Source organism: Actinoalloteichus sp. GBA129-24 (assembly GCF_001941645.1).
In the GTDB taxonomy this organism is placed as follows: domain Bacteria; phylum Actinomycetota; class Actinomycetes; order Mycobacteriales; family Pseudonocardiaceae; genus Actinoalloteichus_A; species Actinoalloteichus_A fjordicus.
The window spans coordinates 2,988,010-3,003,058 of sequence record NZ_CP016077.1; the positions used below are offsets into that span (position 1 = coordinate 2,988,010).

Annotated in this window: 8 protein-coding genes; 6 read left to right on the plus strand and 2 right to left on the minus strand. The window is 72.8% G+C overall.

Annotated features, from left to right (window positions below):
* Positions 1 to 50: 50 nt before the first annotated feature.
* On the minus strand, positions 51 to 3,164 hold the full coding sequence (locus tag UA75_RS13330; RefSeq protein WP_075740513.1) for an AfsR/SARP family transcriptional regulator: 3,114 nt from the start codon (positions 3,162 to 3,164) through the stop codon (positions 51 to 53).
* Between the two features lie 617 nt (positions 3,165 to 3,781).
* Here UA75_RS13330 and lanKC point away from each other — a divergent pair.
* The 4 genes from lanKC (at position 3,782) to UA75_RS34490 (ending at position 10,806) form a co-directional block, all read left to right on the plus strand.
* On the plus strand, positions 3,782 to 6,349 hold the full coding sequence (gene lanKC, locus UA75_RS13335; RefSeq protein ID WP_075740514.1) for a class III lanthionine synthetase LanKC: 2,568 nt from the start codon (positions 3,782 to 3,784) through the stop codon (positions 6,347 to 6,349).
* Positions 6,350 to 6,428: 79 nt separating this feature from the next.
* Complete coding sequence (locus tag UA75_RS13340) at positions 6,429 to 6,566, plus strand: SapB/AmfS family lanthipeptide (protein ID WP_075740515.1); 138 nt, start codon at positions 6,429 to 6,431, stop codon at positions 6,564 to 6,566.
* Between the two features lie 101 nt (positions 6,567 to 6,667).
* Positions 6,668 to 8,377, plus strand: a complete 1,710-nt coding sequence (locus UA75_RS13345) for an ABC transporter ATP-binding protein (RefSeq protein WP_318533348.1) — start codon at positions 6,668 to 6,670, stop codon at positions 8,375 to 8,377.
* A gap of 404 nt (positions 8,378 to 8,781) precedes the next feature.
* A complete protein-coding gene (locus UA75_RS34490; RefSeq protein WP_232237744.1) occupies positions 8,782 to 10,806 on the plus strand; it encodes an ATP-binding cassette domain-containing protein in 2,025 nt (674 codons plus the stop codon).
* A gap of 43 nt (positions 10,807 to 10,849) precedes the next feature.
* Here the strand turns inward: UA75_RS34490 and UA75_RS13355 are convergent, their stop codons facing one another.
* Positions 10,850 to 11,809: a YeiH family protein gene (locus UA75_RS13355; RefSeq protein ID WP_075743772.1), complete on the minus strand. Its 960-nt coding sequence runs from the start codon at positions 11,807 to 11,809 to the stop codon at positions 10,850 to 10,852.
* A 549-nt stretch (positions 11,810 to 12,358) separates the two neighbouring features.
* Here UA75_RS13355 and UA75_RS13360 point away from each other — a divergent pair.
* Together UA75_RS13360 and UA75_RS13365 are read left to right on the plus strand one after the other, a co-directional pair.
* Positions 12,359 to 13,258 (plus strand): LysR family transcriptional regulator, encoded by a 900-nt coding sequence (locus UA75_RS13360; RefSeq protein ID WP_075740517.1) that lies wholly within the window; start codon positions 12,359 to 12,361, stop codon positions 13,256 to 13,258.
* 393 nt (positions 13,259 to 13,651) lie between these two features.
* Positions 13,652 to 14,671 carry an iron-siderophore ABC transporter substrate-binding protein gene (locus tag UA75_RS13365; protein WP_075740518.1) on the plus strand — a complete coding sequence of 340 codons (1,020 nt, stop codon included), beginning with the start codon at positions 13,652 to 13,654 and terminating at the stop codon, positions 14,669 to 14,671.
* Positions 14,672 to 15,049: the final 378 nt, after the last annotated feature.

Here is a 15,049-nt window from a genome sequence, read left to right on the forward strand (position 1 = left end):
GCGCCTGCCCGGCCGTCGTCCGGTTGGTGATCAACGTGTCGACGTGGGCGTCACGACGGCCCGCACGGGCAGATCTCCTCGGCGAGGCGCGCGCGAGCCTGCTCGGCCTCGGGGACCTCCAGGGTCTCGTAGACGGCCAGCGCCTCCCGCAGCCGCTCGATCGCCGCGTCCCGGTCGCCCAGCGAGAGGTGTGCGGTGGCCAGCGCGTCGAGTGCCCTGCCCTCCTCATAGCGGTTCTGGCACTCGCGTGCCCAGGCCAGTGCCGCGCGGTGATGGCGAAGCGCCTCGGTGCCGTTACCGAGCGCGGTGAGCGCCAGACCGAGGTTGTTGAGGATCTCGGCGGCCACGGTCGGCTCGGTGCGGCCGACGATCTCCAGCGCCGCACGATGATGCTCCGCTGCCTCCGCATGCCTGCCCAGCCTGGCCAGCGCGCTGCCCAGGTTCGTCAGCGGCGCGGCCTGACTGTCGCGATCCCCCAGCTCCTGCTTGATCCGCAGACCGTCGTGCAGCACCGCCAGGGCGCGGGCGGGTTCGTCGCCTCTGGCGAGGATCTTGCCGAGGTTGGTGAGGACGCGAGCCTCACCGGTGCGGTCGCCGACCTCCCGGTACGCCGTCAGCGCCTGCTCCGCACAGTTCAGGGCCTGGTCGAACTCGCCGAGCTGCTCGTGCAGCAGCGCCTTGTTGTTCAAGGTGCCCGCCAACATCGCGTTGGCGTCGTGGCGTCGGCACAGCACGGCGGCCTGGCGGTGCCAGTCCAGGGCCTCGGCGGTGTGCCCGAGGCGGAACGCGGTGTTGGCGAGGCTGTTCATCGTGCGCCACTCGTACACCCAGTCCCCGGTCTGACGGTGCAGGTGCAGTGCACGCCGTGCCAGCCCCGAGGCCTCCTGGAAGCGGCCTGCGCTCCAGGTGGCGATCGCCAGGTGCGTCAGGGTCACGGCCACGCCGACCGTGTCGCCCGCCTGCTCCGCCGCTCGCAGCGCAGTGCGGTGGGTAGCGAGCCAGTAGGTGATGTGCCTGCGGTAGAGCAGATACCGCCACAGCGCGTTCGCCAGCCGCCACGCGGCCTCGCCGCGCCCCTGTTCGGCGGCGTGCTCCACGAGCATCACCAGGTTGACCTGCTGTGCGTCCAGCCAGTCCAGGCCCTCGGCCCGGTCGGCGAACTCCAGTCCGGCCTGTCCTGGCGTCCTGGGCTGCTGTTCGTGCATGGGGATGATGTGCGCGACGGCGGCCTCGGCGCTGCGTTGGAAGTGCTGGAGCAGACGCGTCATCGTGGCGTCCTGTTCGGCGGGCGAGTCCTGCTCGGTACCCAGTTCGGTGGCGTACTCCCGCACCACGTCATGCAGCCGGAAGCCGCGATGCTCGCCGGGCTCGACCAGATGCGCGTCCGCCAGAGCCGTCAGATGTCGCCGTCCCTCGTCGTGCCCGACGTCGAGCAGTGCGGCGGCGCTGTGCAGGTCGATCTCGGCCAGGCCGCTGAGGCCGATCCGGCGGAACAGGCACTGCTGGGCCTCGGGCAGCAGGACATAGGACTGGTGGAACGCGGTGCGGACCGAGGCGTGCGGATCGTCGTCGAACTGGAGGTCGGCGAGCCTGCGTCCGTCGATCAGCCGCCTGGCCAGATCCCCGAGCCCGCGATCATCCGACATCCGCGCCACGGCGATGCGCAGCGCCAACGGCAGGTACGAGCACAACGCGGCCAGGGCGAGCGCCGCCGAGGGCTCGCGCCGCACCACGTGCGTTCCGGCCACCCGACCGATCAGCTCGACCGAGTCCTCCGGTGAGAGGACGTCCAGGGTCACCGAGTGCGCTCCGGTCGTGGCGATGAAGCCGCCGAGCCTGCGCCTGCTGGTCGCGATCAGCCTGCACTGATTGTCGCCGGGGATCAGCGGGTACAGCTGCTCGGCGCGCTGCACGTTGTCCACGGCGATGAGCAGGCGTCGCCCCGCCAGGGTGCTGCGGTAGAGGGCCGCGGCCGCCGACTCGTCGTCGGGTATCCGTTCGGCGGGGACGTCCAACGACCGCAGCAGCCGCTCCAGCGCCTCCTGAGCGGACACCGGGTGGCCGCCGCCGTGGCCGCGCATGTCGAGGTAGAGCTGGCCGCCGGGAAAGTGGTCGGCGGCCTGCTGCGCGCAGCGCAGAACCAGGCCGGTCTTGCCCACGCCCGCCATGCCGTCGACGATGATCACGGGACTGATGCTCGGATCGTCGTCCTGAAGCAGCCCCAGGATGCGCCGCTGCTCGGCTCGTCGGCCGGTGAACTGCGCGGTCCCGGCCGGGAGCTGCGCGAGCGGCCTGCCTGCCTGCTCCGATTCGCCGGAACCCTGGTCGGCCGCCAACAGCTGCTGATGCAGTCGGCGAAGGCCGGTGCCGGGATCGGTGCCGAGTTCGCGGGAGAGCGACTCGCGGGCCTTGGCGAAGACCGCGAGTGCCTCGTTAGGTCGCTCCTCCGCCCAGCGGACGCGCATCAGGAGTTCGTAGAGCGGCTCCCGCAGCGGATGCTCCGCCAGCAGGCCGCCCAGTTCGCGGGCCAGCCCTTCGATCTCGCCCGCGTCGAGATCCGCCGCGATCCGGGCCTCGACCGCGGTCAGCTGTTCCTCCTGCAGTCGTAGCCGGTTGCGCAGGACGAAGTCGCTCTCGCCTGCGCCCGCGAGCGGGTCGCCCTGCCACAGCCGGACCGCCTCGTGCAGCAGTGTGCGGCGATGCGGTCCCTGCGCGCCCTTCGCCCGGTCGAGGAGGGCGCGGAAGACGAAGAGGTCGACCGCCCCCTCCGACGCGGTGAGCCGGTAGCCCTCGGGGCGGGTCTCCACCACGACCGACGTCCGGCCGCTCAACGCCCGCCGGAGATTGGACACGTAGACCTGGATCGCCTTGCGCGCCGATGCGGGCGGATGCTCGCCCCACACGGCGTCGATGAGCTGCTCGACGGTGCGCGTGCGGCCGGGCTCCAGCAGCAGGGTGGCCAGCACACAGCGCTGTTTGGGCGGCCCGAGCGGTATGTCGGTCCCCCGAACATCCACGACACCCAGGAGCCGGAACATCGGCTCGCCGTCGTCAGTCCTCACGTCGTTCGCACCCATCCAGGTTCCCTCGTTCTGAGTAGACCCCGTCACCGTCGACTCGGTTCCCTCGAGCGGGAGGGCGGTGGCGTGATCCGGTCTGTTCATCCGTCGATTCGGCGTGCGGGCTGTGTCCTCACCGGTATGCCGGAGCGAGGGAAATGAACGAGATGACCATGAAATGAGTGTAGAACGCACTGGTCGGCGCGATGAGGCGGGCAAATCGCCTGCGAAATCGACACCGGGTGACGAGGTGACTCCGGGCTGAACACCTCGCGGCCCGTTCCGCTGTCCTCGCGGGGTGGGCGTGATGCCCGGGCCTCAGGAAGGCAGATGCGGGTCCGTACGGGCGGGCCTGCCGTGCGCTCACCGGCCGACCAGCCAGGCAGGCGATTACGATGCGTGACTGATCGTGGCGAGCCAGGTGCGGAAGGTGACGAGTGGTCGTCCTGCCTCGGAGATCGGCTTCGTGCAGCGGGCGAGGGTGTTTCCGGCGGGTGTGACGCTTGCGAGCGTTGGGAAGTCGATGAAATTCCCGCATGTTGTCGGCGAAATTTGTTTCACGTTCGAGTGATATCGCGCCGTCCGACTCACGTAGCGCTCATCTTTCCGCGGGAATCGGCTTGCTCGTTCGGAGTAGTCGATTCAGTAATTCGGTGGATTGGCTGGCCGGTGTTCAGCGTGAACAAATGATGTGACAACGACCGACTGGAGGGGCGTCGACGATGACTGCTCGGTATGAGGCCTACTGCTTCGCCGATCCCGTCTTCTATGACTCGTCGACGGCGGTCGGTGTTGAATCCGATGCATTCGAGGTCGGGCTGCCCGTGTTGCCGCCCGGCTGGCGAAGACATGATCGAGAAGACTGGGCGGTGTGCCTCAATATGTCGGGGGCGCTGCCGAGGCAGGGGTGGAAGATCCACGTTTCCGCAGGTCTGAGCAATGCTGGTCGGGTTCTCGACGCGGTGTGGAGATATTGTACGTCGCAGGGAGTCTCGTTCAAGTTCTTGCGTACCAGACGTATTCTTCTCGCTAGAAACTCGAAATATGCCGAGCGGGCTGGCAGTGGAAAACTGATCACCATATACCCGCCGGACGAGGTGGCGCTTCGTCGAATTCTGGTCGATCTGGACCGTCGGCTAGACGGCGCAGAAGGCCCTTATATACTCAGCGATCTTCGGTTTGCCTCCGGTCCGCTGTACCTCCGCTACGGCGGCTTCGTCGACCAGTGGATGATCGACGAGTCGGGGAATCGCGTGAGCGCCGTCACCCGTCCGGACGGCACCCTGGTCCCGGACCGCCGCGAGCCCCGCTTCGTCCTGCCGGACTGGGTCACGCTGCCGGACTTCCTCCAGCCGCACCTCGCCGCCCGCCGCGGCGGTCCGCCTGCCGACTTCGACTACCGGATCCACAGTGCGCTGCACTTCTCCAACGGCGGCGGGGTCTACCTCGCGGACAGACTCGGCGACGGCGTCGAGGTGGTGCTCAAGGAGGCGCGTCCGCTGGCCGGTCTCGACCGGGACGGCACCGATGCCGTCACCCGACTGGACCGGGAGTGGACCGCCCTGCGTGCCCTCGCCGGCCTGCCCGGCGTCCCGGAGGCCTACGAATGTTTTCCACTGTGGGAGCACCGGTTCCTCGCGATGGAGCGTCGGCCCGGCATCCCGTTGGGTCGGTGGCTGGCCGTGCACTACCCGCTCACCAGACAGGACCCCGCCCGAGACGAGCTGATCGCCTTCCGCGACCGGGCGATGGCGATCCTGGCCGCCGTGGAGCGGCTCGTCGACGGCGTGCACGAGCGCGGCCTGGTCTTCGGAGACCTGCACGACCGCAACATCCTCATCGACGCCGACGACTCGGTCTCACTGATCGACTTCGAGCTGACCCTGCCGGTGGAGCAGGCCAGACGCCCCGCGCTCGGCGCGCCGGGCTTCACCGCGCCTGCCGACCGCGTCGGCTTCGAGATCGATCATTACGCCCTGGCGGCCCTGCGCCTGTGGATGTTCCTGCCGCTGAACGCGATGCTGGCGCTGGCACCCGACCGACTGACCGCGCACCTCGCCTTCGCCACCGAACGGTTCGACCTGCCAGCCTCGTACGGCGACCGGCTGGCCGCCACCCTCCGAGGGCGCGGCTCGGCGGTCGACTCCCCGGCGCCGCGCACCGTGCTGGACGACGCGACGCCGGACCCGGTCGCCGCCCGTGACTCCCTGCTGCGAGCGGTCCTCGCTTCCGCCACCCCGGACCGCGCCGACCGGCTCTTCCCCGGCGACGTCGAACAGTTCTCCGTCGGCGGCGCCTGCTTCGCCCACGGGGCGGCCGGGGTGCTGTACGCGCTGGACGTCGCGGGCGCCGAACGTCGTGTCGAGCATGAGCGGTGGCTGATCGAGGCCGTCCGCCGCGAGCCGCCGCCGCGTGCCGGGTTCTACGACGGCGCGCACGGCATCGCCCACGTGCTGGACCGCCTCGGCCACCGTGAGACGGCCGACGAACTGATCGACGGCGCCGCGAGTCTCGTGCCGAGGATCACCGACCACGGCCTGCGCGGCGGGCTGGCGGGCATCGGCCTCAACCATCTGCATCTCGCGGCCACCCGGCGCGTTCCGGACCACCACGCCACGGCGGTGGAGATCGGCACCCGGCTCGTCGACGCGCTGGCCCTCGCGCCCGCACCCGACCCGGAGGGGCGGGCACGAGCCGGGCTGCTGTACGGCTGGTCCGGGCCCGCGCTGCTGTTCCTGCGGCTGTACCAGCGCACCGGCGACCCGGCCTGGCTGACCGCCGCCGACCGGGCCGTGGGTCGAGACCTGTCGGAATGCGTCGCCGTTCCCGACGGCGCCACCCAGGTCCGCGACGGGTCCACGCGCACCCTGCCGTACCTGGACGTCGGCAGCGCGGGCATCGCCGTCGTGGTGAACGCGCTCGCCGCGCAGCACCCCGAGGCCGACTCCGCCTCGGCACTGCCGGATCTCCTGCACGCCTGCCTCGGCGACTTCGTGATCCACCCAGGACTGCTGCTGGGCCGGGCGGGACTGATGGGCACCCTGGCGCTGGCCGCCCGGCGCCGCGCCGACCCGAGGATCGAGGCGGGCATCCGGCGGCATCGCGACCTCTTCGCCCTGCACGCCGTGCCCTACCAGGGCGAACTGGCCTTCCCCGGGCACCACCTGCTGCGGCTGTCGATGGACCTGGCGACCGGCGGGGCGGGCGTGCTGCTGGCCATGACCTGCGTGCTGGACCCGATCGCTCCGCTGCTGCCGTTCCTCGACGAGGTCGCCCGACCGCCGACGTGACGTTCGACCGTCGGCCCCCTGAGCCCGTCCGCCGTCCGGCGGACGGCGGAGAAGAAGAATCAACGAAGGAGATCCACCGATGGAGTTCGTCCTCGACCTGCAGGCGACCGAGACCCCCGACGCCCACCTCGAGGTGGCAGGCGGGGGAGCGGGCGGCAGCCGTGCCAGCCTCCTGCTGTGCGGCGACAGCGGCCTGAGCGTCGTCACCTGTAACTGACGCTCGGACACCGCTCGGAGCCGGGATCGGCTGCTGAGTGAGACGGGCGGGAGCGGCACAATCCACGTGCGCCGCTCCCGCCCCGTCCATCATGGTCGATCTTGACGAGAGAGAGGACGGGCATGGCGCTCGGAGCGGGAGATCGCCTCCTGATGCGCACCGTCTCGCAGCGCCGAGGAGCCCTGTTCCTCCTGGTCGGCAGTGGTCTGTGCGGCACGATCGCCGTGCTGCTGCTGCCTGCCGCACTGTCCCGAGGAGTGGACGCCGCCGTGGCGGGCTCGCCGATGGCCGCCGCCGTCTGGGTCGTGCTGGCCTTGGCCGTGGTCGACATCGTCACCGAGATCCTCGGCGAGGTCCTGCGTGCCCGGCTCGTCGCCGACACGGGCGCCGAGCTGCGCCGAGGCCTCGTCCGGCACCTGGTCGCCTTGGGCACCCGACGTCATCCGTTCCGCCCCGGCGACGCCCTCAGCAGACTCACCAGCGACTGCGCCGAGGCTGGTGGCGCGGCGGTGATCCTCGTCGGCCTGCTCACCGCGGCGCTGTCGGCACTGGGCGCCCTGGCCGCCCTGGCGCTGCTGGACTGGCGGCTCGCGGTGGTCTTCGTCCTCAGCCTGCCGCCCGCCGTCCTGCTGGCGGGCGGGCACCTGCGTCGCACCGCAGGCCATGTCGCCGACTACCAGCGGATCTCCGGTGAACTCGCGGGGAGACTCGTCGACGCCGTGCGCGGGCGGCGCACCATCCTCGCCGCAGGCATCGCCGAGCAGGAGACCGTCAGGGTGCTGCGCCCGCTGGGCGCGCTCGGCGAGGCGGGCCGAGGCATGTGGCGCACGCAGTCGGTGATGGTCTGGCGTGCCGCGCTGCTGCTGCCCGCAGTGGAGGCCGCCGTCGGCGTCACCGCCGGGTTCGGCGTCGCCGCAGGCAGGCTGACCGCAGGAGAGCTGCTGGCCGCGCTCGGCTATGTCGCCCTGGGCATGGGGCTGGTGCGCTCCGCCGCGCTGCTCACCACCCTCGCGTCGGCGCGGGCGGGCGCCGCGCGGCTCGCCGAGGTCCTGACCACGCCGGCACCGCCGGACCTGGGACTCCCGGCCCCGGCGGGCGGGGGGAGGCTGGAGTTCGACCGGGTGAGCGTGCACGACGATCAGGGCGAGCCCGCGCTCCGGGACCTCACGTTCGACGTGCCCGAGGGCGGGTTCCTCGCCGTCGTGGGGTTCTCCGGTGCCGGAAAGTCCGCCGTGGCGGCGGCGGCGGGCGGTCTGCTGATTCCGGATGCCGGGGAGGTCCGCATCGACGGCGTCGCGGTCAGCGCGCTCGGCCCGTCCGCGCGTCGCGCCGTGGTGGGGCAGGCGTTCGACCGACCGGTGCTGATTGGGGACACCGTGGGCGCGGTCGTCGGCTACGGCGGGACCGAGGACGAGTCACGGGTGCGGTCGGCGGCCGTGGCCGCGCGCATCGACGACGCGGTGCTCCGGCTGCCCGAGGGCTATCGCACCGCGACGGCGGACGCGCCCTTCTCCGGCGGGGAGGTCCAGCGGCTGGGGCTGGCGCGGGCGCTGGTCGCCGAGCCGAGGGTGCTCGTCCTCGACGACGCGACCGCCAGCCTGGACACGGTCACGGAGGCCGAGGTCAACCGGGCCATCGTCACCGCGCTGCCCGGACGGACACGGCTGGTCGTGACGCATCGCGTCGCCGTGGCGGCGGGCGCTGATCGGGTGCTGTGGCTGCACCAGGGCAGCCGCCGAGGCCTGGCGACGCACGAGACGCTCTGGCGCGATCCCGCCTATCGCGCGGTCTTCGCCGAGGCACCGGGATGACGGCAGAGGAGCAGCCCGCCCACGGGCGCCGGGGGACCGGAGACGGCGTGGCACTGGAACCCGGCCGGCCCGGTCTCGCCGGGCGGCCCGATCGACCGGACCGAGAGGACCGAAGCCTGCGGCGGCGGTCGCCGGGCGGAGCAGGCCGGGGGGACCGCGCTGCGGGTGCCGAGGCCGTCATGCCCGAGGATGCCGGGGGCCGCCTCCGACGTCGCGCCCGAGATCGTCGGGGTGCCCGAGGCCTCGGTGCCCTCCCGTCCCCCGCGACCTCCGCCGTGCCGGGGGCTTCCGCCGCGGACGAGGACCGGGGACGCACCCCGGTCGATGTCGGCGAGGTCGCTGTCCATCGACCGCCGGGCCCGCTGCGCCTCCTGCGTCGAGCCCTCGCGGGCAGTCGTCGGACCGTGGCGGTGATCCTGGGCTGGTCGCTGGTGGAGGGCGTGCCCGCGCTGCTCTCCGGCGCACTGGTCGGTCTCGCGCTGGACCGGGGGTTCGGGATCGGCCTGCCGTGGATCGGCACCGCATGGCTGCTGCTGCTCGCCGGGGTCTGTGTCATCGGGGCGATCGGGTCACGACTCGTCTTCGCCCGACTCGGCGACGTTGTGGAGCCGCTGCGCGACAACCTGGTCACCGAGGTCGTGCGCGGCGTCCTGCACGCGGCACCCGGCGGTGCCTCGACCGGCGATGCCGGGGCGGTGGCGCGGATCACCCGACACGTCGAGGTCGTCCGGGACGTCGTCGCGGGCCTGCTCGTCCAGGCCAGGGGACTGGTGGTGACCACGGTCGCCTCGGTGGTCGGGCTGGCCGTCGTCGCGGGCCCGCTGATCTGGCTGGTCCTGCCCCCCGTGGTGTGCGCGCTGCTGCTCTTCGCCCTGCTGTTGCGTCCGCTCGCCCGCAGGCAGCGGGACCTGGTCCTGGCGGACGAGGGGACGGCGGCCACGGCGGGCACCGTCTTCGCCGGGATGCGCGACGTGGTGGCCTGCGGCGCATCGGACACCGCGATCACGCAGGTGGCCTCCGGAGTCGAGGCCCAACGTCGGGCGGCCGTCCGACTCGGGACGGCCGGGGCTCTGCGGGTGTTGATCGTCGGGCTGGGCGGGCTGGTGCCGCTGCTGCTCGTGCTGGCCGCCGCCCCCGGCCTGGTCGCCGAGCAGCGCCTCAGCCAAGGGGCCGTGCTGGCCGCCATGGTCTACCTGACGACCGGTGTGCAGCCGACGCTGATCGCGCTGGCTCAGACGGCGGGCACCGCCGTGCTCCGCCTCGTCACCACCCTGCGGCGGCTCGCCGAGGGCGCGGCCGCGCCGGAGGACCCCGGTGAGACGGCCACGATCTCGTCCGCCGCTGCGGATCCGAGCCGCAGCACGGGCGAGTCGTCGGGCCCGCGCACCGAGCCCGACTCCGGGACCGCCGTCGTCGTCCGCGAACCCGCCGCAGGCGACGCCGCCCGCCCTGCCGCTTCCCGCGCGGCAGGCAGGCCCGCCAGCCCGACCGGGTCGACCGGGTCGGCAGGGTCGACCGGGTCGCCGCAGGCTGCGGCAGAGCAGGCCGAGAGCGATCTGCCAGGAGCTCCGACGCCTGCCGCCGAGCGTCTCCCCACAGCTTCGGTCGCTCGCGACGCCTCGATCTCCGGCGCACGGTGCGACGGCGCGCCGCTGCTGCGGGTCCGGGGCGTCACCTTCGGCTGGGGCGCCGCCGCGAGACCGGTGGTGCGAGATCTCTCGGTCGAGTTGGGCCCCGGCGATCATCTCGCTGTGATCGGCCCCAGCGGCATCGGCAAGTCGACCCTGGCCGGGCTGCTCACCGGCGGGCTCCGACCTGCCTGCGGGACCGTCACGCTGGGGGGCGTGCCCGTCGCGGCGATGCGCCCGGCGGCTCGCGGCCGCGAGATCGTCCTCATCCCGCAGGAGACCTACCTGTTCGCCGGCACCGTGCGGGAGAACCTGGCGCTGCTGACGCCGACGGCCGACGACGGCACGCTGCTCGCCGCAGCCGAGGCGGTCGGCGCGGCCGGACTGATCCGCGAACTGGGCGGGCTCGACTCCGACATCGGCCACGGCGGCGGTGCGCTCTCCGCAGGCCAGGCGCAGCTCATCGCCCTGAGTCGGGCCTACGCCACCGACGCACCGGTCGTCGTGCTCGACGAGGCCACCGCCCACCTCGATCCGCGGGCCGAGGCGCGCGCCGAGACCGCCTTCGCGCACCGAGGCGGCATCCTCGTGGTCATCGCGCACCGGCTCAGCTCCGCCGTCCGCGCGCGGCGGGTGCTGCTCATGGACGGCGCCAGGGTCCACTCCGGCAGCCATCGGGAGCTGATCGAGTCCTCCAGGCTCTACGCCGATCTCATGCGGGCCTGGTCCGTGCCGGCCGGCGCAGCGGCCCCTGGGGCGGCCGAGTCCCCCGGCGAACCCGGGCCGGGCAGCGCAGGCTGAGCCGTACGCCCGGTCTACCCGGCAGGCGGACGGCTGTCGCGGCTCAGCCCAGCGCCCACAGCGTCGACCAGGCCAACCCGGTGACCACGAGGGTCGAGGCCAGCCCGAGCAGCAGGGCGCGCGGGCCGGTCCGCCGCAGCGCGGCCAGGCGAACCGTCGTGCCGAGGCCGAACAACGCCGCCGCGAGCAGGACGGTCGTGAGTGTCGCGGCCTGCGCCAGGACGACGTCGGGCAGCAGGCCGCTGCTGCGCAGCGCCACCGAGGCGAGGAAGCCTGCCACGAACAGCGGGATCAGCGGCGGCCGAGTCCCCGTCGTCGGTCTGCGGCGCCGTTCGACGACGCTGATCGCCGCGATCAGCGGTGCCAGCAGCACGACTCGGCTCAGCTTCACCACCACGGCCGAGGTGACGGCCTCCTCGCCTGCGGGTGCGGCGGCGGCGACCACCTGCGCCACCTCGTGCACGCTGAGCCCGATCCACCGGCCCAGGTGCTGCTCGTCGAGCCCGAGCGCCCCGCCCGCCAGGGGCAGCGCCGCCACCGCGAGACTGCCGTAGAGGGTGACCAGGGCGATCGCGGTCACGACGTCCCGTTCCTCGCGTCTGATCACTCCCTCGACGGCCGCCACCGCCGAAGCGCCGCACACCGCGAATCCCGTGCCCACACACAGCGACAGGCCACGGGAGAGCCCCAGGAGCCTGCCGAGCCAGACCGTGACCACGAAGGTCCCCGCCACGGTGAGCAGGACGGCGAGCAGCACGCCGGGACCGACGCCGAGCAGCTGCGGGATCGACAGCCCCAACCCGAGCAGCACCACACCCGCCCGCAGCAGTCTGCGGGTCGCCCACGTGACGCCGACCGAGGCGGCGGCGGGCAGCAGCGGCAGGTTTCCGGCCAGCACACCGAGCAGCAGTGCCGCCGTCACCAACCCGACGGACGGGATCGCGGCGTGCAGCACCGCCGCGAGCCCGACGGCGACGGCGACGACGACGAGCCCCGGCACCAGCCGGGCGGGGGCGAGGCGAGAACTCGAGGCGGCGACGGTCGACGGTCGCGGGTCGGTCGGCGGTGCGCCGATGTCGCAGGCGTCGGAGGACGGGTCGCCGGCTGCCGTCGAGACGCCGACGGTGCTCTCGCCGCAGGCCTCCGCGTCTGCGGTGGGACGGTCTGCGCTGGGACGCTCGGCGTCGGAACCGGTCGGGTGCGGTCCGCCTGCCACCGGACGGGTCGTCTCGGTGACGGCTCCACGATTGCAGGCCGACGCGGCGGTGCCTACGGCGACACTGTCGGCACCGAGGGCGGCCGGGCTGCATCCGGCCCCGGCGTCGCAGGCCGCGAGGCACGCTTCGCCGTCCGCCGAGCCGGCACCACCCGCGCAGTCCCACGAATCCGACGCAGGCCGGGCCCGTCCCGCGTCCACCGCCTCCTCGCCCGCCCACCTCGGGAGGCGGTCTGCTCCTGTCGTCGGGTCGCCGATGCTCACGACGCCCCAGCATTCGGGTGTCGCCTGCGGGTCGGTAGCCCTCGAATCCGACTGGGGTCATAACCTGTGTGCATGACCGACGACCCGGATCTCCGCTCGTTGCGGCTGCTCGTGGCGGTCGGGGAGCACGGCAGCCTGAGCCGGGCGGCCGCCGACCTCCACGTCAGTCAGCCCTCGGCGAGCAAGCGACTCTCCCTGTTGGAGCGGCAGCTCGGCCTGGTGCTGGTCGATCGCACCCGGCGCGGCTCCACACTCACCCCCGGCGGGCAGATGGTCGCCGACTGGGCGCGGCGGGTGCTCGACGAGTTCGCGGGTCTGGTGACCGGGGCGCAGGCCTTGCGCGCCAGGCATCAGGCGACGTTGCGGGTCGCGGCGAGCATGACCGTGGCCGAGCACCTCGCCCCCGGCTGGTTCGGCGAGCTGCGGGCGGCCGCGCCGGACCTCTACGCGGGGTTGCAGGTCACCAACTCGGAGACGGTGGCGGAGCTGGTGCGCTCGGGCGGGGTCGATCTGGGGTTCGTCGAGTCGCCGTCGGCCCCGGCGGGGCTGGCCGCTCGCCGGGTGGGCACTGATCGGCTGGCCGTGGTGGTCGCGCCGGGGCATCCGTGGGCGCGGCGTCGCAGGCCCGTCGACGCCGCGCGCCTGGCGGCCACGCCGCTCGTCGTGCGCGAGATCGGCTCCGGCACGCGCGAGACACTGGATCGTGCCCTGACCAGAGCGGGTGCGCCACCCGCCACCGTCCTGCTCGAACTCGGCTCGACCACGGCGGTGCGCAGCTCGGTCATCGCCGGGGCAGGCCCCGCCGTGCTCAGCGTCCTCGCGGTCGCCGTGGATCTTCGCGAGGGCAGACTGGTCGAGGTCGCGGTGGCCGACGTCGACCTGCGGCGGACGCTGCGGGCGGTGTGGACGTCGGGTCGCAGGCTCGTCGGGCCGCCTGCCGAGCTGCTGGCCATCGCGCTGCGCCCGAGCTAGCCCGCGCATTCGTCGCCACCCGCTCACGGCCCCGTCCGGCTCCAGGGTCACGCGACCGAGCGTGTCTCGGGCAGCGGAGAGCGTTCGGCGAGGGCGGTGTCGACATCACACGCGGCTGGTTCGGTGCGCGTGGTGGGCGTGCCCGCTCCGGCACCGAAGTGGTCTCCGATCCGCCGGGCGCGCTGACCGGCCCTGATCCTCCGCAGCAGCGGCCCGAGCCTGCCCGGACGGCGTGACGTGCGACCTGCGCGGCGGGATCGGCGGGGCAGTGTGAACGCGGTCCTGCGGGGCGGCGCGGACCTGCGACCTGGGACACGTTCATGCGCCGACGAATGATCGAGAGCTTTAGGCTAGCCTGACCTAACTCTGGTCCGTGCTGGTGAAGGGAAAATCATGGTGCCGCACTCGTCCCCCCGGAATCTACGCCGGGTGGTCGTCGGCCTCACCGCCGCTCTCCTGCTGGTGTCGGCCTGCGGCACGGCCGACGAGTCCGCCGAGTTACCGGAGCCCGGATTCGAGGGCGACAGCGGAGCGGGCACCGCCTTCCCCGTGACCATCGAGCACCAGTACGGCGAGACCGAGATCACCGAGCCGCCGCAGCGCATCGTCACCCTCGGGATCACCGATCACGACCCGCTGCTGGCACTGGGCGTGACCCCGATGGCCGTCCACCCGTGGACCGGGCTGGAGTCCGTGGGCCCGTGGGCGGAGGAGGCGCTCGGCGACGCCCAGCCGACGGTACTGCCCGCCACCTCCGACCCGGAACCGGAGGAGGTGCTGGCCCTGGTGCCGGATCTGGTCCTCGCGGTGAACTACTCGATGGACCAGGCCACCTATGACGCGCTCTCCGAGCTGGTGCCCACCGTCGTCCGCTCGGCGGACCACGCCGACTACGCCGTCCCGTGGCAGGACCACACGGAGGTGATCGGCCGCGCCGTCGGCAAGCCCGACGAGGCCGCCGTGCTGATCGAGGAGACCGAGGCGCTGCTCGCCGACACCGCCGCCGAGCATCCGGAACTGGCGGGCCGGACCGGCGCCGCACTGCTGCCCAACCCCGACGGCGGATACTGGCCGTTCACCGACCTCGACGCCCGAGGCCAGTTCATGACGGCCATGGGACTACGACTGCCCGATGAACTGGCCGAGCTTGACGACGGTGCCTTCTACATCGACCTCAGCGCCGAGCGGATGGACCTGTTGGAGTCGGACGTGCTGGTGATCCTCGACCAGGGCGGCAGCGAGGAGGCCGCCCAGGACGACGCGGTCTTCCAGGCACTGGACGTCGTCGAGCGGGATGACGTCATCTGGCTGGACACCGAATACCTCGGGTTGGCCATGGCGCACAACACGGTGCTGAGCATTCCCTACACGATCGACGAACTCCTGCCCCTGATCGTCGAGAAGGTGGGTTGACCCGGCCGCAGCTCGGCAGCCGCGAACGTCCATGCACGAGGGAAGACGAGATGTGGAACGAGGCGACCGGACTCGTCGCAGCGTTGTCGAGGCGTCCGGGGCCACCCGGGCGGCAGCCGTGACGACGCTGCCCCCTGGCGGATCGGTGCCCGGTCCAGTGCCGGGCACCGGCACGGTCGAACCCCGATTCGTGGCGAATCGATCGACGGACCGGGCTGCCCTCGACGGTGGTGCGCGGGCCCGCTCCGGGCTGCCTGCCGCCGACGAATCCCGGCAGGCGGGCGGCGGCCGCACCGCCGCGGGGCAGGAGCGGGGCTCCGCCGGGGACCACGTCGTCGGAGCAGGCTCAGCCTCGACCGGCCCGGCGGACGAGGACTC